This window comes from Vibrio sp. OY15, assembly GCF_000742455.1.
Classification (GTDB): domain Bacteria; phylum Pseudomonadota; class Gammaproteobacteria; order Enterobacterales; family Vibrionaceae; genus Vibrio; species Vibrio alginolyticus.
The window spans coordinates 387,886-407,274 of sequence record NZ_JPIL01000012.1 but is presented as its reverse complement, the minus strand read 5'-3'; the positions used below and the strand labels follow the sequence as shown (position 1 = coordinate 407,274).

The following is a 19,389-nucleotide window of genomic DNA, read 5'->3' as shown; positions in this document are numbered from 1 at the left end:
GTTTTTTTGTCTAGGAACAGTTTTTGTCGAAGGACAAAGTTGCTCTCGCCTAGTTGGTTACTGTTACGTCCGTCTCTGGCACAGCACAACACGCCAATACGGTTCCCATTGCACGTTCCTCATCAGTCAACGCGGGCACGTCCGGATGATGTACTTGACCCGACGTAAGCTGAACTTTACAGGCACCACATAAGCCTGCACGACAGCTATTGCTGATGACCTTCCCAGCATCTTCGAGCTGATCTAACAACGTTTTTTGGTTGTTGCCTACGAATTTAGTTCCATTAAAGTCAATAGCGAGACTCTTCTCTGGCTTTGACGTAAGAGAAGAAACTCCAAACGCTTCTTGATGGTAGTTTTCCTCTGGCAGCCCTTTTCTTAGTAGAAGACTTTTTGCTTTATCCATAAAGCCATCCGGGCCACACACAAACACTTGGCGCTGTTCAACATCTTTGATTTGCTTAATGTGTGACAAACTTAAACGCCCTTTTAACCCAAACCAATCAACGGCAGGCTGCGTTAAACAGACTTTTACTTCTAGCCCTGGGTGCTCACGCTTTAACTGCTCCAACTCTGAGCGACAAGGAATATCATTTTCGGTCCGACATTGATGGTAGAAAACCACGTTCTCCAACTGATTATGATCCGCTAAGTAACGCACCATTGATAACATTGGTGTTACTCCGCTACCCGCAGAGAGTAACAGCAGAGGCTGCGCTTCATGCGTTTTAAGGTGGAACTGACCGTCAGGTTGTTCTGCCTCTAAAACATCACCGACTTGTAAGTTGTCTAAGAGTGAGTTAGAGACTCTTCCGCCCGCGATACGCTTTACAGAAATAGCATAACGACCCGGACGAGAAGGACTGGATGATAAGGTATAGCGTCGACCCACTTTCTTACTATCAATATTCACCTCTATTGGCAGGTGTTGTCCTGGCAAGTAATTAGGCAACGAACCTTTGTTTGGCTCTAACCATAAGGTCACAAAGTCTTGGGCAATTTCTTCACGCTCAACACATGTAAGCTTCATGCGCACTGGCGAGTTATCTGCGTAAAACTCCGGCTCTTTGTACTCCAATACTTCAACTTTATCGCCTTGACGAATAATGCCTTCATTTCGCGCGACAAGATTCTGGCCAAAGAACACACCACCGACATCGTTTGCACGGAACTGTTGCAAGGTTTTGAGCGGCTCTTTGCTCTCACGGAATGTGCCTCTTTGGGTATTCACCGTAGTCAGGATACAGCGCTCGCAAGGTTTGAGAGACTCAAACTCTACCTCACCGATTCGTATGCGCTTCCATGAATCTTCTTCAAATGGCTTAGTATCAGAGACAACTAAGTTAGTACGAAACTGATCCATTGAGTGCAGCTCTGAACTTCTTCGATTCAGCTCATCAAGTGAAGCTTGGCTGATCACTAAAACCGGATAACCATCAGCAAAACTGACGTTTTGACCTAGCTTTTCACGGACACGATTCGATTGCTCACCACTAAATAACAACTCAACGCGCTGCCCCAAAACAAGACTAAACCAGTCATCTGCATCATCTGTCGTGGTATAGGCAGTAAATGTATCTTTCCAAACCGTTGCAGGTGTCTCCTGCATTTTGAAATCTTGGTAACGGATTTTAAGTGGCTCCATACCCAAACTACTAAACACCACTCCATCGGACAATAAGGCAGACTTAATGGTTACCATTTGCGGATACTTTCGCGCAGTGATCATAGAGCCATCAGCTTTCGCAATCATAAAGCGACGATCGAAGCTCAATCCTTGCTTCTCAACCCATACGGACGACAGCGATAATCCGCCAACTGACTTAACCGGAAAAACATTAATTTGGGATAAAACGGGTTGCGACATTGCCTTCTTCCTACGGGTGTTTTTTATTTGTTGCGGTATTGTATACTCAAATCACATTAAGTTGCAGAGTCTACTGCCTCTTCATCCATCGCAACTTTCTCGAAACCATATTCTTATAAATTTGGTTTTAGTGACAAGTATTTACTACACTCAACATTCGCGTTTTTTAACACCGTTCTGACCAAATACCGTTTGATAAAGTGTGATACGACACACATAATTCACCCAAGTTATCACTACTCCCATTTATCGATTTGGAGCTTAATTATGGATACAAGAAAACTGGTTCTGATTTTGTTATGTATCTTTCTTCCGCCTGTCGCGGTGTTTATGGAGAAAGGTCTAAATAAAGACTTTTTGATTAATCTAATATTGACGTGTTTCTTCTTTCTACCAGGTACGATCCACGCGCTTTGGTTAACAATGAAGTAACCACTTACACTCTCACTCTTTATAAAATTGAAAAATGGGATGAAATATGAGGGCAATTCCTCTATCATCCTGTCGCCTAAGCGCAAGCGTTTGCTCAAAAGCAAATACGGCGCTTAGGCTCCAATCAGACAACTTTTCAATGGTGGGAGCAATTAATGACAACACTGACTATCACTCGTCCTGACGACTGGCACGTTCACTTACGCGATGGGGAAGTTCTTAAAGACACCGTTCGCGACATCAGCCGCTACAATGGCCGTGCGCTGATTATGCCAAATACCGTCCCACCTGTTACTACAACTGAGCTCGCCCTAGCCTACCGTGACCGAATTCTCAAAGAGCAACATGGCGAACAGTTTGAGCCTTTAATGGCGCTTTACCTTACAGATAACACGACACCAGACGAAATACGTAAGGCTAAAGCAACCGGACACATTGTTGCTGCCAAGCTCTATCCTGCAGGCGCTACCACAAACTCAGATTCCGGTGTGACCAATGCGAAGAACATTTATCACGTTTTAGAAGCAATGGAAGAAGTAGGAATGTTACTTTTGGTTCATGGGGAGGTAACACATCACGATGTTGATATATTCGACCGAGAGAAAGAATTCCTTGATACCATCCTCGCTCCTATCGTCAATGATTTCCCTAATCTTAAAATCGTACTAGAACATATCACCACCGCCGACGCAGCAAACTTCGTTAACAATGCCTCAGACAACGTAGCGGCTACCATCACTGCCCACCACCTTCTTTTCAACCGTAACCACATGCTTGTGGGTGGTATTAAACCTCATTTCTACTGTTTGCCAATTCTTAAGCGCGGAACCCACCAGCAAGCGCTGATCGAAGCAGCAACTAGTGGTAGCAAGAAGTTTTTCCTAGGTACAGACTCAGCGCCACATGCGAAAGGGGCAAAAGAATCGGCTTGCGGTTGTGCTGGTTCTTACACTGCACACGCTGCGCTAGAGCTTTATGCAGAAGTCTTCGAAAAAGAAGGCAAGTTGGAAAACTTGGAAGCTTTCGCAAGCTTCAACGGTCCTGATTTTTACTGCATTGCACGTAACACAGATACGGTAACGTTAGAAAAATCCGCTTGGGATGTGCCAGAAACGATGCCATTTGGCAATGATATCGTTGTGCCTATTCGAGCAAATGAACAGATCGAGTGGAAAGTGAAGTAAGTACTTTACTGACATTTCACCTATAAAACAGGGTCATGCTTTTTGTAAAAAGAAGTCATGACCCTTGTTATTATCGTCTCATGTTTTAGATGTGATTATTGACCACGAAGCTTTTCAACCATCGTCCATACCGCAACCACAACCAACCCCGCCACAAAGCCGATAATACCGTTCAGTAAAATAGGCAAAATGGCTGTAGCAACCGAATGACCACTAAAGTTCATAATAATCGGCTCTACAAAGTGATGAATGGCTGGCACGTTGTGCACCACAATTCCTCCACCCACCAAAAACATCGCAGCAGTTCCTACAATGGTTAACAACTTCATCAACTTTGGTGCAAAAGCGACCAAGGCCCCTCCGACTTTCGCTACCCAACCTTTACCGTTTGAGCGACTTTCGAGGTAAAGGCCTAAATCATCTAGCTTCACAATCCCAGCGACTAGTCCATAAACTCCAACCGTCATAATCACTGCAATTAAACTGACAACTAAAATTTGCGTAACAAGACTGGCTCCTGTCACGGTACCTAACGCAATCACGATGATCTCTGCTGAAAGGATAAAGTCTGTTCGAATCGCACCAGAAACTTTACGCTTTTCATACTCTTCTATCGACTCGCCAGTATTAACTAGCTCCTCTTTTTCTTCGTGCGGATGCGAGTGAGGAAACACTTTCTCAAGTACTTTCTCTGCCCCTTCAAAGCAGAGAAATAAGCCGCCAATTAGCAATAATGGCATGATAAGCCATGGAATAATGGCGCTAATAAGTAAAGCAGAAGGAACCAAAATCAATTTATTTTTGAATGAGCCTTTTGCAACCGCCCAAACCACTGGAATCTCTCGCTCAGATGCAACACCAGACACTTGTTGAGCGTTTAACGCTAGATCATCTCCCAACACACCTGCGGTTTTCTTTGCAGCCATTTTTGACATTAAGGCGACATCATCAAGCACCGTGGCAATATCGTCCAACAGTGTGAGTAAACTTGCTCCAGCCATTTTTTGTCTCTTATATGAAATTGAGTAAGTAACAAAATGTAACACCAATGAATCACTCATCAAAGTGATGATTTTGCAAAGAATACCACCCCAAATGGTGTTTTATATTGCCGTAAAGATAAGACAGGTCTAGTCTTGTGATACCTTTCAGCAGTCAAAAGAAAAAGTATAGATGAAAAGTGGATACATTTACCCGATCGGTACTCCTGGCCAACCTTGGAACGAAGAAGAACGTAAAGCTTGGTTAGCAACGCAAGAAGTAAAACGTAGCTACCAAGATGAAGTCGTCAGTAAAATCGATGCCCTACGCGAGCGTTTTGATGTTGAACAATATGGTGCGCTCTCATACAACGAGGCACGCTTCCCTCTGTTTTGTATCAAAACACGCAATTGGGATTCAACTAAACCTGCTGTGTTGGTCACAGGCGGCGTGCACGGTTACGAAACCAGCGGTGTACATGGCGCATTAAAGTTTGTAGAAACAGAAGCAGAGCGCTATGCAGAGCATTTCAATATTGTCGTTGCACCCTGCGTAAGCCCTTGGGGTTACGAGGTGATCAACCGCTGGAATCCAAACGCGATTGATCCAAACCGCTCTTTCTATAAGGATAGCCCTGCCGAAGAGTCCGCTAACCTCATGAAGCTCGTTGCAACTTTAGGCGATGTGTTAATGCACATTGATCTACATGAAACGACAGACTCTGACGAAACTGAGTTCCGTCCAGCCTTAGCTGCTCGTGATGGTATTGAGTACATTGAAGGTATGATCCCAGATGGCTTTTACACGGTGGGAGATAGTGAAAACCCTCAGCCTGACTTCCAAAAAGCGGTCATTGAGTCAGTTGCAAAAGTGACTCACATTGCACCAGCAGATGAAAACGGCGAAATCATCGGTTCACCCGTCGTACAGTTTGGCGTTATCAACTACCCAATGGTAAAACTGGGCCTGTGTGGCGGCGTAACAAATTGCGTTTACGGCACGACAACGGAAGTGTACCCAGACAGCCCAACGGTGACCGACGAAGAATGTAACGATGCACAGGTTGCAGCCGTGGTGGGTGGTTTGAATTACGTACTAAGTAAGCTCGAATAACACAGGTTAACAATAAAGCAACTGACGATGTCTTTGAATTGTGAATCAGCTTTACTTTGCTCCAAAAGCAAGTTGAGACATTAATCCGCTAGTTTATTAGAAATTACCGCATTAACATCGCTAACACTGAAGATGCGAAGCATCACGACTTTATGACGCTATTTTAATGCGGTATCTAATAAATCCTAAAATACAAACGACATCTAGACATCATCGTCACTACTAACTCCTCTTCCTGAACAAACTATCGTCATACCATTTAAATCAAACCTCAACCAACGAGCTTCTGAAGCGAAAAACATCCTTAAACAATAAGAAAGCTTAATGCTCTTTGGCTTTATTTTTTAATCACTTACCCAAAAGCACATGCATTAGCCATTGCCTTGTTTTTATACGCGATTGATCTTTTTAGAGAAACATATATGAACCTCATTGCTTAACCGAAAAAACAAAGATATAATGAAAATAATTATCATTTGTATTTTAAATCGAGAACCTCTTTCTCTTTGCATTGAAAGCGGCACTTTTCTTTTGCTAGTTAATCCAGTTTTAAAGCCAAATCAGCACGTTGAATTTTTAGGTATGGCCTAGTGATACTTTGAGGGCTGGATTGTGACCTTAATGTTTATAAAAAATAACTTGGTTATGTTTTGTTGGAATTTAGAACCTATATGCGAATAGATATTCATTATTCGTATTCCATCCCCAAGTCATAAGTTAAGAGAAACTCATTTTATTTTGGGGCAGATTCTGTATGAGTATTCACGTAGTAAGCCTGTTTTTTATACTGTGCTTAACTTCAATTTTCGTCGGCGCAAACCAACTAGATTGGTCGTTATTGCTGACCATGGATGACAAAGCTTGGCTACCGATTACTGCTAGCAGATTACCAAGGCTAATCGCACTAATTCTTACCGGATCTGGTCTCGCAATATGTGGTGTTATTCTTCAACATATTGTTAGAAATCGTTTTGTTGAGCCGGGCACCACAGGCGGTATCGATGCGGCAAAGCTCGGTATTTTGGTATCTATCGTCATGCTTCCATCCTCAGACAAGCTTGAACGTATGCTCTTCGCCGTACTATTTTGCTTCGCCGCTGGCCTTATCTACATTGCCATCGTACGGAAAATTAAATTCAGTAACTCTGCGTTAATACCTGTGATTGGGCTTATGTTTGGTAGTGTACTAAGTGCTATAGCGGAGTTTTATGCTTATCAAAACAACATCTTACAGAGTATGTCCGGTTGGTTAATGGGAGATTTCTCCAAAGTGGTCCAAGAACACTATGAAATAATTTTCTTGATTTTACCCATCACCCTACTGACTTACTTATATGCACATAAGTTTACTGTGATGGGAATGGGCGAAGATGTTGCGTCCAACTTAGGAATTAATATTGCGTTCACTGCCGCCTTGGGTCTAATGCTAGTTTCCGTGACAGTTGCTATAACAGTGGTGACCGTAGGTGCCATTCATTTTATCGGTTTAGTCATACCTAACCTAGTCGCACTAAAATATGGCGATCACCTTAAAAACACCCTACCAATCGTTGCACTAGGCGGCGCTTCGTTACTTATTTTTTGCGATGTCATAGGCAGAGTTGTTGCCTTTCCTTTTGAAGTCCCAATTGGATTAACAGCCAGTGCCATCGGGGGAGTCATGTTTCTTGTGTTTCTTTTGAAAGGAGCACGAGTATGAGATCACATTACTCAAACATGCGAGTGAGCATTATACTCGTTTGCATACTGTCTATCGCCTTTATCTTTACAAGCTCTGGGTGGGATTTTGATTACGTCATCCCTAAGAGGCTGATTAAACTTGGTGCCATAGTTATTGGGAGCAGCTGCGTGGCCATCTCTGCTGTTATTTTCCAAGCTTTAGCTGGTAATCGTATTCTTACGCCATCCATTATGGGATATGAGTCGGTTTATCTGGTTTGGCAAACCCTACTCTTATTACTAGGGGGCACTTCTGGCATTGCTACATTAGGTGTTGTCGGTAATTTCGCTGTCTCTGCAATACTCATTCTGTTGTATTCCTTAGCGATTCAATCTTGGGTACTCAATAGATTTAAACATGACATGCACCAAGTTCTGCTGATTGGCTTTGTTTTGACAATGGTGCTGACAACTCTTGCTCAATTTATCCAGCTCAGAATAAGCCCTGGAGAATTCTCTATCCTTCAAGGGCTCAGCTATACCTCGTTTGAGCGAGCGAAACCTTCTACGTTACTTTTTTCCAGTATTGCGTTAAGCGTTTTGGCACTCTTTGCTAACAGATGGTCACGCGAGCTAGATGTGATAGGTCTAGGTCGAGACCAAGCGATGTCATTAGGACTAAATGATAAGCAATATGTACCAAAGTTCTTTGCTGTAATCGCCATTTTAGTAGCAATTTCGACGAGCTTGATTGGCCCAACGGCTTTTATGGGAATTTTTATTGCCAATATTGCTTATTCCGTTACTAGCGCACCGAACTACAGACACATATTGCTCGTTGCTTGTGCTATTGCAATTGTCATGTTCTTGTCTGGTCAACTTCTGGTAGAGCACTTATTTAACTTTAAAACCACCGTCTCTATTTTGGTGAATGTCCTTTGTGGGGGATATTTCCTAGCCATCACGATAAGAACAAGAAGCCACATATGAAAACTGTTACTCGCCTGTTTAAAGACAACTCACTGACAAAAAGGAAATACCCCATGTTTAAGAGCCCCCTACGTTTGAGTATCGCGCTTGCTTGCTGCGCTCTAGGAACCTTATCAGGTTGCGAGCCGGAAATAATTAAAATTGAAGATACTCAGCCATTAGAAAAGCTCATCGTGATTGAACACAATCTCGGAGCAACTACTATTTCTCATCGCCCTCAACGAGTGGCAGCATTAGATATGAACGAAGTGGACTTTTTAGATCAGCTAAATGTTCCAATCTCAGGAATGGTGAAAGACTTTGTTCCTCACTTTCTAGCGAAATACAAAGACACACCTGAGATAGCGGATCTTGGTGCGATAGTTCAGCCTAATATGGAAAAGATCTATGCCCTAAAACCAGATCTCGTATTGATGACTCCGCTACATGCTAATCAGTATGAAGAACTCTCTCAACTCGCTCCGACTTTACATTTTGACATCAACTACCGTAATAGTCGTGACCATCACGTCGATACCATTAAGAAACACCTTGTAGAGCTTGGTGAGATCTTTGAAAAGCAGGAGCTAGCCCAACAGAAAGTTGCCGAAATCGATGCAAAAGTCGCAGAAGTGCGCGCTGTTACGAAAGAGCGTTCTGAAAAAGCTTTGGTTGTCATGCATAACAATGGTGCTTTCAGCTCATTTGGCGTTGAGTCTCGTTATGGCTTCGTTTTCGATGTTCTGGGGGTAAAACCAGCGAGTGAAAAAGTGGAGACAGGTTTGCATGGTCAGCCAATTTCTAGCGAGTTCATTAGCCAAGCTGATCCAGACATTCTTTACATCATTGATCGAACAGCAGTAATGGAAGGAAAGCCTGTCATTGATGCGGAACACTTAGCAAACCCACTACTCCGTCAAACCAAAGCATGGAAAAACGACAACGTCGTTTTTGTTGATGCCGATGCTTGGTACATCACTTCAGCAAGCATCACATCTCTGAAAATCATAATTAAAGACATCCTAAAAGGTTACCAAAGCTAAATCTAATAACAATGAGTTGGATCTTAAGTAATTCAACACTCAATCGACGTCAGAACGGATGTGAGCTAGCCCAAACAAAGAAAAGGAATCTATAATGACTCATGACTATCATCAGATAGCGATGGACTCTTCACAGAAAAACAAACCAAGCCCATGTCATATCGCCCTCTTTATTTCACTTCAATTTAGTACTTTTGTCGTACCAATTAGTATCGCTCAAGCTGAAGAAGTCGTAGATGAATCAATGACAGTTTATGGTGAAGCAAACAGAGTTTATGCCGCTGGCAAAGTTTCTCACGCGAGTAATATAGGAATGCTTGGCGACAAAAACTTCATGGAAACGCCTTTCAATACGATTGGATACACAGAAAAACACATTCAAGACCAACAAGCACGCGATATCTCAGATGTAATCTCAGCTTCTGATCCCTCTGTTTTCATCAGCGGTGAAACCGGCTTAAACAAAGAAAGTTTCAAAATAAGAGGTTTCAACTCAGACATTAGCGACGTTATGTTTAATGGATTGTATGGTATCGCTCCTTATTACCGAACCTCTCCTGAAATGTATCAACGTATTGATGTACTTAAAGGTCCTGCTTCTTTGCTCAACGGTATGCCACCGAATGGATCTGTTGGTGGCACCATCAACTTAGTGACAAAAAGAGCACAAGAAACACCAATCACATCTTTCACCAGCAGCTACTTATCGGACACTCAATTCGGAGGACATATCGATATTGGACGTCGCTTTGGTACAAATGAAGAATTTGGTATTCGTTTCAACGGTGCATTTAAAGATGGAGACACCGCGATAAACAACCAAAGCAACAAAACTCAACTTGCATCATTAAGCCTTGATTGGCGTAATGACATTGCTTTCCTTGAAGCAGATTTTTACTACAGTACAGAGCGAGTTGAAGGTGCAAACCGTGGGTTAAGCATCGCTTCTGGTCTCAAAATCCCATCACCTCCTCCATCTGACACATTATTGACGCCAAGTTGGGCCTACAATGATAGCGAAGATAAAGGGATGATGATTCGCGGGGAGCTAAGCGTTAGTGACTCTGTAACTGTATACAGCGCATTGGGTGGTAGCCGTACAGATTTTCATTCAAATGTACCGCAACGAATCAAAATCATCGATAACGAGGGTAACCTAGAGGTATCTCTCGGATCAGTTAAGCTTGAGAACAAACGGACTTCAGGTGAGATAGGTGTTCGTAGCAACTTTGACACTGGCCCAGTAGAACACCACCTTGTACTGAATAGTACTTACTTTAGAGAAGATAAAAATGATTCTCCAACAGGTAATAATAATCCAGCCCCTTGGAACTCGAATATTTATGATCCTGTTTGGGGACCAGAAAATTCAGTTTACGACAACTACTATGGTTTACCTATCGATTCAACTCAGGTCAGCTATGGCATTGCCGATACGTTATCTTTTGTTGATGGGAAATACCAAATCACGCTCGGCTTGCGTTACCAGAGCATTGATTATGAATCTGGAATAATAATGAACGGAATGTCGCTTCCTACCACCAAGTTTAAGGAAAGTACTTACACTCCCGCACTTGCAGCATTATACAAAGTTTCGAGCTCAGTTTCGCTTTATGGTAACTACACCGAAGGCTTAACGAATGGGAAAACAGCAGGCTCTAGCGCTGCAAACGCAGGAGAGGCTTTTGAACCCCAAAAAACCAAACAGACTGAAGCAGGCGTGAAGCTTGACCTGGACGGCTTTGCTCATACGTTCAGTTTATTTGAGATTAAAAAGCCAAATGGGTACCAAGATCCGGATACCAACATTTTTTCTTTCGGTGGTGAACAGCGCAATCGCGGTATTGAATGGGGGTTCTACGGCACACTATCAAAGGACTATACACTCATCGGTGGTATCGCCTATACAGATGCAGAGATTACAAAAGCAACAGATGTGACAGAGGAGGGGAAACAAGCAACTAAGCTACCCGATTTACAAGCTAAACTCGCATTAGAATGGAACCTCCCTGCGATGCGTGATCTCACGCTTATCGGCCAAGCGAACTATATGTCTGAACAATACATTGATGCACAAAACACTCAGGCATTACCTGCACAGACTATTCTTGATCTTGGCGCACGCTACAACTCAAAAATTGCTGAAACAAGCGTGGTTTGGCGCCTTAGCGTAAACAATGTACTGGATGAAGATTACTGGACAACCACCCACTATGCGGACCTAGCTCTTGGCGCATCACGTACAGTGATGCTGTCAGCTACTGCGGATTTCTAATCCCTCCACCTCCCCTTTAGCCTGCCTTCTAAGGGGGACTTACTCCCATTTGGCTGTTCATGAAAATTCACAACAAATCAAAGGAAGAACTCATCTTCAACATTCAAGCAGACAAAGAGCTCGCAACACCTACGGCCAAAGTTAATTCAAAACATAATCCATCAACGTCCACTTCCATAGGCTTTATATGAAAAACGATAAGAGCTCAATATGCTCTACCACGTTCTCCTTATTTTCGCTTGATAGGCTAGATAAGGTGACAATATGATAAGTAAAATCAGCCAACATTACGTTACGCCTAGCTTAATGCCAGCCTTAAAGCCATCGATTAAGAAGCTTGCTTTGGGAACGTTTTGTGAAGCACTTGCCGCTGTGGCAAAAGTTGGTGCACTGCTATGCTTGATAAACCTTATCGATAAATTTGCAAACCAATGGATTTACGGTGCCATAGGACTTTGGGCGGCTAGCGCACTTGCCTCATCAGTGGGCTCGTGGTTAGTTCATGATGCCGAGTCGCAGTTTTCCACTCGATTACGTCGCCAAGTTGCTCAGCACTTGACGCGCTTGCCAAGCAAGACCATCTCTCAATATGGTGATAATCAACTGCGTCGCATAGTTTCCGAAGACATCAGCACGCTTCACCACATGGTTGCGCATTTGCCTTCAGAACTCGTGACATTCATTGTCGTACCCGCAACTTCTATTTTTATCATGTTGAATCTCACAGGTCCGGTAGCGATGCTTACTCTGCTCCCTGGTCTAATTGCATCATTGTACTACCTACTCTTTTTACCTAGGTTCGCCGCTAAACATGGCAAAGAGCGCATGACAATAATGGGTGATATCGTTACCGCAGTAAACGACTACACAAGAGGTATCCGAGTAAATCGAATTTACGGCACGCAAGCAGGAGCACTCGACAGCTATAATGATGCCACAAGACGCTTTACTCACGGCATAGTGAAATGGGTTGGTAGCGTTGCCCTTCCAGCAGCAATTGCTACCGCATTACTTCAAGCGGTTTCGACTTTCGCAATGGCCTATACCATTGGCTATGAATTAAGTCCCGTGGCAATGGCGTCGCTATTCTTTTTTGGTTTGGCCGTCGTATCACCCGCACTGAAGCTTGGCCATGGATTGGACTACGTTAACGCAGGAAAGAATGCTGCAAAGAACATCAGCGACTTTTTACAGCAACCACAAATAGAAAGTGGCAGTTTGAGCGCGGGAGAAAAACCGCTATCACTACAAGCATCAAATATCGTAGTGGCTAATGGAACTGTTAATATTATTGATAACTTCTCCCACTACTTCCCACGGGGTTCATTTACAGCCATCATGGGGCCTAGCGGAGCAGGCAAAAGTACGTTACTACGTCTATTAGCAGGTCAAGAAACACCTCTTTCAGGCTTCGTTACCTTAGGAGGCAATCAACTGTCTAAACTCTCTGAGATATCCCGATACTCCGCCATACGCTATGTACCCCAAGATATCGGTGTACTCAAAACTACCATTAGGCAGAATTTGAAACTATCAACGCCAAGTTCAAGTGACGACGAGCTGAACCAAGCTTTGCAACAAGCTCAATTAAAGATTGACCTCAATTCTGATGCAAGCGTGCTTTCAGGAGGCGAGCAACAACGTGTCGCAATAGCTAACACATTTCTAACTCAAGCCAACGTTCTATTACTGGATGAACCAACCAGTGCTCTCGATAAAAATACGGCCTTCACTGTGATCAGAAATCTCGCGAAGTTTGCGAAAACACAAGACAAGATATTGATCATAATTACTCACGACTCAGAACTCGCGAAACTTGCAGACACTACATTGATGCTCAACAGAAAGGCTCAACGACAGGATGAAGAAGTATGACGGCTCACAATACCCTCTATTCCAATTCGACAATTCCACAAAGTGCAAAGCACCGTCTATATCGAGTCGCTATAGGTTGGGGACTAGTTGCATTATTTGAGGCAACGGCTTACACATTTCTTGCAATATCTATTGTCGAACAAGCTTCACCATTGAACGTCATAATAGCTGCTGTTCTAACTGTGATAGTTACCGTTATTGTAACTCGTTCTGGATTTCTCTCTGGTGCGAAACTGGCTGGGGATCTTTATTCATCAGTAGGTCATTCGCTCAGTAAAGCAAAGTTAGCTTGGTTTAATGATCAGCATAGAACTCAGCTCACTCAACTAGCAGAACGAGGAATACCTGGCTTTATGGCCATTCCTGCTCATCAGCTACAAACATTTTTACACGCTCCAATGTTACCCATATTTTTAATTATCGGTATTGGGGTCGTTGGAGGAGGTGAAATTGCACTACTCAGTGCCGTACTGTTACTAGTTGCACTGCTCGTTCAGTACAAGGCGCAAAGATACCTAAGTCGCTCAGATAGCGACCGACATGACGCAGAGCTTCAAGCGACTAAATCAACACTTGAGCTCATAGATCACCTTGAGTTACTTCGCTCAACAGCGGGGCCTGAGCGCTCAATCGAGCGTATTGAACAGAGTTGGCACGCACAAGAAGAAGCTCATTCAACTATTAATCGTAACGCTTCTATCGCAACCTTAGTATCAGGATTGGCAACGATTTTACCCCTTGCAGGTATCGCCATCTATCTCGTCTTAGAGCCGATTACTCAACCCTTATTAGTCTTGGCTTTATTGATATTGATTACCCGTGCAGCTGCACCTTTGGGTGAACTCGCGTTGGCAGGCTTTGCGATTAACGACGTAAAATCCTCAATTAAAAATTACGCTCAGTTAACGAATGTCCCTGTTCTGCCTGAGCCTAATCCTCAATTTGCAACCTCCCCCAAAAACCATAAGTTCGAACTGAACCTTGTGGGCCATTTAGATCTCTTTGAAGATGCTAGCACGGAGATCAAACAAGGTGATACCGTCGTCATCAATGGAGTCAGTGGCAGTGGCAAAAGCACTTTACTGGGCCTGTTTCTAAGGTTTGATGATCCTGACCAAGGTCTTATTTCGCTCGGAGGGATAGATCTAAAGAATATCCCTTATGACGTGCTCACCCAGCATATAGCCTATGTTGCTCAAGAACCGGTCATTTTTACTGGCACATTGGCGGATAACATTCGGTTAGGTAATCCCAATGCAAGTGATTATGAAGTTGAGAGCTTTGCAAGACACGCACAATTGGACAAACTTATTGACTCATCTCCTAAAGGAATACATCAAACAGTAGGACAAAGAGGCTCAGGGTTGTCAGGAGGTGAAAGACAGAGAGTCGCAATTGCGCGAGCTCTCATTAAAAAGGCGCCAATCCTCATTTTCGACGAAGCGACGGCAGCATTAGACGAAGCAACCGAAAAAAGTATTGCTCAACATATTCAAACATTGAACTCGACCGTGATTATTGTGACGCATCGCGATCAGAATATATGGTCACCCACATTGGAACTCACGATTGAGGGTAGAAGAGTTATAGTTGCACAGTACAACTCTACTTCCTTGAAAAGTAGGGACAAATTGGCGGCTGAAGAAACTAATAACAATCAATACTTAAATCTAAGCGGTGTCAATTGAGTTTTTTGTCACTTTAGCACATTGTATCATCTAAAGAATCTTACAGGCATGTTGTAAAGCAATGATAATAAAGCGAATTCTCAAGGTTATAATTCTGACTCAATCTGACACAAGATAGACGTAGGTCTTTCCAATACCATCAGCTTTTCGAGTCGGTCATCATACAGCGCATTGTCAATTTTTTTAAAATAGACTCTACACTTTTACAACAATCGATTCTTGTATTGCTCCGGTGTCATGCCGGAGTATTTCTTGAACATCGCGATAAAAGGGCTGGCTTGGTTATAACCTAACGTCAGAGCGACTTCTTTTACGGTCTGCCCTTTACGCAGCAACTCCATAGAATGTAAATATCGCACACGTAAGCGCCACTCAGTAAAGCTCATGCCCAACTCACTCTGGCAATGTCTCGCTAACGTGCGTTCTGTGGTATGCACTTTTGCCGCCCACTCCGCCAAACTGATCTCATCCGTCGGCGATTCTTCTACTGCTTTTAAAATCGGTTCAAGATACTTATTGTCGGTAGTCGGTAAAAAGTGATGTTCGACTTCTTGCTTTGCAAGCTGGTCCAATAACACTTGTACCAAGCGCTTGTCTTCATCAGTTTGCGCCACGTTAATGTCTCGCTGACGAAAGTCCTCAATAATAGATGACACGATTGGAGTCACTTTGATCAAGCTCGTTTTAGTTGGAAAATGCGCCGTCAATTCAGGGGCAATATTCAAAGAACAATATTCGATTGGCTTACGGTTGTAGCTAGTGTGACGAATTCCGGCGGGAACCCAAATAGCAAGATGTGGAGGTGCTAGAAATCTTGTGTCTTCTGCATCCATCTCCAGAATCCCACCGCTGATCAGTTGCACTTGCCCCCAAGGGTGGCTATGAATTCGTGTTTCTGTATTAGAGAGAAACGCTTCGAAATTCATAAATACATCTGATGGCGCACGATCGATTGATAAGGAGGGGTGAAGATTTCTGGCGCTCTTTTTCAAAATTGTCTTCCTATCGCTTACGATGTCTTTTAAGAGATACTTTTTATTATAAAGACCTGCCAGACTAGCGCCATCAATAATTGTGCTATAGGGTTCTCATGATTTATTTACTTCCGTTTTTCACCGTTATGATTTGGGGTGGTAACTCAATTGTGAACAAGATGGCTGCGAGCGCCATTGAACCAAGTGCGATGAGTTTCTACCGTTGGTTTGTCGCAATGGTACTCCTAACGCCATTTTGCCTGCCTGCAATCATCAAACAACGACACATTATTCGACCTTACTTAGCTAAGTTGGCGTTTCTTGCGTTACTTGGTATGGTTCTCAACCAGTCACTTGGATACTATGCCGGTTTAACAACAACGGCCTCTAATATGGCCCTGATCACCTCTTTAGTTCCTTTGATCAGTGTGTTTTTAAGTGTCCCATTGCTCGGTAAATCTATATCAATGTTAAGTATCGTCGGTGGTGTCATTTCGCTCGGCGGCTTGGCATTTATGCTTGGTCACGGTGATATCACTTACTTTTTACATCAAGACTTAACGCAAGGTGACAGCTTAATGCTCGTTGCTGCCATGGTATACGCGGCTTATTGTGTTCTGCTAAAACGCTGGAAAATGCCATTCAGTAGTTTGACTCTGGTTTACATGCAGGGCTTCTTTTCTGTTTTGATGCTCACACCACTTTGGCTCTCTAGTGAGCAACTGTTACCAAGCCAAGACGCGCTACCATTAATCGCTTATGCTGGTATTGCTGCTTCCATTTTCGCGCCGCTGATGTGGGTCAAAGCGATTGATTCAATTGGTGCTGATTCAAGTGCTATGTTCATGAACCTAATGCCTGTGGTTTCCGTCATACTTGCTTCAACACTAATTGGTGAGAAAATTTACGCTTACCACATTATTGGTGGGTTGTTAGTCATCTCTGGCGTTATCCTGTCGCAAATAAAAGTAAGACAGAGAAAACCATTGTCCAATTCTGAGATTGCCTCTACCGCCAATTAACATCTACACCTCAAGCCATAGAACTACGCTGTGGCTTGTCACTTCCAGCGTTCGAATAAAAGTTAATGTTTTGTTTCATTCGCTATTCCCGAAAATTCATCTTGCTGCTAAATTGGGAAAACAATAACCCATCAAGGAAAGACAGATGAGCAGTGGTCAAAGAGACATTACCCTTCGCTTTTTAGCAGAACCCAGCGACGTAAATTTTGGCGGAAAAGTGCACGGCGGCGCCGTAATGAAATGGATCGACTTGGCAGCGTACGCCTGTTCTGCAGCGTGGAGTGGTAAATATTGCATTACCGCATATGCTGGCGGCATTCGGTTTGTTGCGCCGATTCATGTCGGCAACTTAGTCGAAGTTAGCGCGAAAGTCATTTATACCGGACGAAGCTCAATGCACATTGCGATTGACGTGCAAGCTAGTGATCCAAAGCAAATGAAAAACAGACTCACCACTCACTGTATCGTTATCATGGTTGCTGTAGATGAAAACGGAAAACCAACCGATGTACCGAAATGGATTCCAGAGTCAGATGAAGACAAAGCCTTAGAGCAATCCGCTATCCGTCTTATGAACATGCGTAAAGAGATTGGGGAAGAAATGGAAGCACACGTTAAATATCTCAAGTAACTGGCATCCGTTAAGAACGCTATTAAGTACCTCAACGTTACCTAGACCCAGAGTGTGGAGCAACATCATGGTTTTGCCATTTGTTTCACGCTCGCCCTTCTCTGTCATAAATCCTTCACCTAGCTTTGCTTAAATCCATCCATTATTTTAGAGTTGGATAGAGTTTGGATCTTGAGACTAAAAGAAACGACCTTAAGTGAAGAGACGTTGACCAATTTAAAAGCGGTCGAGTACCAGTGGGTGAGAACCATGTACGTCGAGGGGTATAACGAAACAGAAATTAATCATTACATTCAAACTTGCTTTGGCGGTGACGTTACCTTTGCTAATCTATTTCGTCGCGTCGCACTGCAGCAAGAAAGTTTGTACACGCTGCTTCAATACGTTGGATGCGCACCTTCCAGCCGAGAGTTTTAATCTCTTCCTTCCCTACCTCAATTTAGCTTTTTACTAAGCTCTAGTTATTTATGTGAAGTGCTACGCAGGGCATTATTCAAGCCCTGTGTAATCCATTGCAAAGCCGCTAATCTCTATCTACTTATTGCACAATTGCCTTTAACAGGCATAAAAAAACCTGAGTCTAAACTCAGGTTATGGTTACAAAAACTGTTAGTGATTGAATCGTAAGGAACTAAGCTAACAGCCAGCTATGCGTAACGCCAATAAAAGCCAAGATATTACTGATCGGCGGCCAAACCAAAATTGTAATATCCGTGCTAAGTATAAGGGCGACCATGTGGTCGCCCTTTTCTAGTTATTCTTATCAATCTCAGACCACAAGAGATTATCCTTTCACACCACCAGCGGTTAGACCACCAACCAACCAGCGCTGCGCAAGTAAGAATACGGCAGTGATTGGCACTGCTGAAAGTACAGCAGCTGCGGCAAAGTCACCCCACAAGTAGTTTTGTGGATATAGGTATTGCTGCATACCCACTGCAAGTGTGTACGAGTCTACATCAGAAAGCAGTAGTGACGCTACAGGAACTTCACCAATTACCATGATGAACGACAAGATGAAGACTACCGCTAGGATTGGCACAGACAGTGGCAGCAATACCAAACGGAATGCTTGCCATGGTGTAGCACCATCAAGAGCCGCTGCTTCTTCTAGAGACGAGTCAATACTTTCGAAGTAGCCTTTAATGGTCCAAACGTGCAGTGCGATACCGCCTAAGTAAGCGAAGATCAGACCGCCATGCGTGTTCAGACCAAGGAAAGGAATGTACTGACCCAGTTTGTCGAACAACGCGTACAGAGCAACCAGTGCCAACACCGCAGGGAACATCTGGAAGATCATCATCGCTTTAAGAATGGTGTTCTTACCTTTGAACTTCATACGAGCAAACGCGTAAGCCGATGTGGTTGATAGCGCCACGATTAGGATTGCAGAAATACCACCCACTTTTACCGAGTTCCACAACCATGTCATTACTGGGAATGGTGGCGGTGTAACTGTACCGTCTGGATTAGTCACCGAGAAACCTAATGCCAATTTCCAGTGATCAAGTGTTGGGTTGTCTGGGATCAGGCTACCCGTTGCAAAGTTACCTTCACGGAATGAAATCGCGATGATCATCAGTAAAGGGAAAATAATCAGTGCCAAGAATGCCCACATTGCAATATGAGTAGCCCAAACACGATACTTTAATGACTTACCTTGTACCATTGCCATT

Annotated in this window: 16 protein-coding genes; 12 read left to right on the top strand and 4 right to left on the bottom strand. The window is 43.5% G+C overall.

The window, feature by feature from the left end; translation table 11 throughout:
- Positions 1-49: 49 nt before the first annotated feature.
- On the bottom strand, positions 50-1,867 hold the full coding sequence (locus IJ23_RS15865; protein ID WP_033906774.1) for a hybrid-cluster NAD(P)-dependent oxidoreductase: 1,818 nt from the start codon (positions 1,865-1,867) through the stop codon (positions 50-52).
- A gap of 267 nt (positions 1,868-2,134) precedes the next feature.
- On the opposite strand from IJ23_RS15865, the gene IJ23_RS24260 reads away from it, so the two are divergent.
- Positions 2,135-2,299: a YqaE/Pmp3 family membrane protein gene (locus tag IJ23_RS24260; RefSeq protein ID WP_005375297.1), complete on the top strand. Its 165-nt coding sequence runs from the start codon at positions 2,135-2,137 to the stop codon at positions 2,297-2,299.
- 155 nt (positions 2,300-2,454) lie between these two features.
- On the top strand, positions 2,455-3,483 hold the full coding sequence (gene pyrC / locus IJ23_RS15855; protein WP_033906773.1) for a dihydroorotase: 1,029 nt from the start codon (positions 2,455-2,457) through the stop codon (positions 3,481-3,483).
- A gap of 95 nt (positions 3,484-3,578) precedes the next feature.
- Here pyrC and IJ23_RS15850 read toward each other — a convergent pair whose 3' ends face one another.
- Entirely contained in the window at positions 3,579-4,484 is a 906-nt protein-coding gene (locus IJ23_RS15850; RefSeq protein ID WP_017821242.1) for a DUF808 domain-containing protein, read from the bottom strand.
- Positions 4,485-4,656: 172 nt separating this feature from the next.
- Here IJ23_RS15850 and IJ23_RS15845 point away from each other — a divergent pair, with 172 nt between their 5' ends.
- The 7 genes from IJ23_RS15845 to IJ23_RS15815 all read left to right on the top strand — a co-directional run bounded on the left by IJ23_RS15845 (position 4,657) and on the right by IJ23_RS15815 (position 15,086).
- A complete protein-coding gene (locus tag IJ23_RS15845; RefSeq protein ID WP_017821243.1) occupies positions 4,657-5,577 on the top strand; it encodes a M14 family metallopeptidase in 921 nt (306 codons plus the stop codon).
- 754 nt (positions 5,578-6,331) lie between these two features.
- A complete protein-coding gene (locus IJ23_RS15840) occupies positions 6,332-7,276 on the top strand; it encodes an ABC transporter permease (protein ID WP_033906772.1) in 945 nt (314 codons plus the stop codon).
- Entirely contained in the window at positions 7,273-8,226 is a 954-nt protein-coding gene (locus IJ23_RS15835) for an iron chelate uptake ABC transporter family permease subunit (protein WP_033906771.1), read from the top strand. The genes IJ23_RS15840 and IJ23_RS15835 overlap by 4 nt, the downstream gene beginning before the upstream one ends.
- 53 nt (positions 8,227-8,279) lie before the next feature.
- Complete coding sequence (locus tag IJ23_RS15830; protein WP_033906770.1) at positions 8,280-9,248, top strand: siderophore ABC transporter substrate-binding protein; 969 nt, start codon at positions 8,280-8,282, stop codon at positions 9,246-9,248.
- A 94-nt stretch (positions 9,249-9,342) separates the two neighbouring features.
- The gene (locus IJ23_RS15825) at positions 9,343-11,523 is read left to right on the top strand and encodes a TonB-dependent receptor (RefSeq protein ID WP_033906769.1); all 2,181 of its coding nucleotides are present in this window, start codon (positions 9,343-9,345) and stop codon (positions 11,521-11,523) included.
- 264 nt (positions 11,524-11,787) lie between these two features.
- Positions 11,788-13,398 carry an ATP-binding cassette domain-containing protein gene (locus tag IJ23_RS15820; RefSeq protein WP_005375287.1) on the top strand — a complete coding sequence of 537 codons (1,611 nt, stop codon included), beginning with the start codon at positions 11,788-11,790 and terminating at the stop codon, positions 13,396-13,398.
- Positions 13,395-15,086 (top strand): ATP-binding cassette domain-containing protein, encoded by a 1,692-nt coding sequence (locus IJ23_RS15815; protein ID WP_033906768.1) that lies wholly within the window; start codon positions 13,395-13,397, stop codon positions 15,084-15,086. The genes IJ23_RS15820 and IJ23_RS15815 overlap by 4 nt, the downstream gene beginning before the upstream one ends.
- A 203-nt stretch (positions 15,087-15,289) precedes the next feature.
- Here IJ23_RS15815 and IJ23_RS15810 read toward each other — a convergent pair whose 3' ends face one another.
- Positions 15,290-16,078, bottom strand: a complete 789-nt coding sequence (locus tag IJ23_RS15810) for an AraC family transcriptional regulator (RefSeq protein WP_005385013.1) — start codon at positions 16,076-16,078, stop codon at positions 15,290-15,292.
- 98 nt (positions 16,079-16,176) lie between these two features.
- On the opposite strand from IJ23_RS15810, the gene IJ23_RS15805 reads away from it, so the two are divergent.
- From IJ23_RS15805 to IJ23_RS15795, 3 genes are all read left to right on the top strand, one after another.
- Entirely contained in the window at positions 16,177-17,082 is a 906-nt protein-coding gene (locus tag IJ23_RS15805; protein ID WP_017821248.1) for a DMT family transporter, read from the top strand.
- A 145-nt stretch (positions 17,083-17,227) separates the two neighbouring features.
- Positions 17,228-17,713 carry an acyl-CoA thioesterase gene (locus IJ23_RS15800; protein ID WP_005375279.1) on the top strand — a complete coding sequence of 162 codons (486 nt, stop codon included), beginning with the start codon at positions 17,228-17,230 and terminating at the stop codon, positions 17,711-17,713.
- Positions 17,714-17,884: 171 nt separating this feature from the next.
- Positions 17,885-18,130, top strand: a complete 246-nt coding sequence (locus IJ23_RS15795; protein WP_005375277.1) for a hypothetical protein — start codon at positions 17,885-17,887, stop codon at positions 18,128-18,130.
- Between the two features lie 367 nt (positions 18,131-18,497).
- Here IJ23_RS15795 and malG read toward each other — a convergent pair whose 3' ends face one another.
- On the bottom strand, positions 18,498-19,388 hold the full coding sequence (gene malG, locus IJ23_RS15790) for a maltose ABC transporter permease MalG (RefSeq protein WP_005375275.1): 891 nt from the start codon (positions 19,386-19,388) through the stop codon (positions 18,498-18,500).
- Position 19,389: the final 1 nt, after the last annotated feature.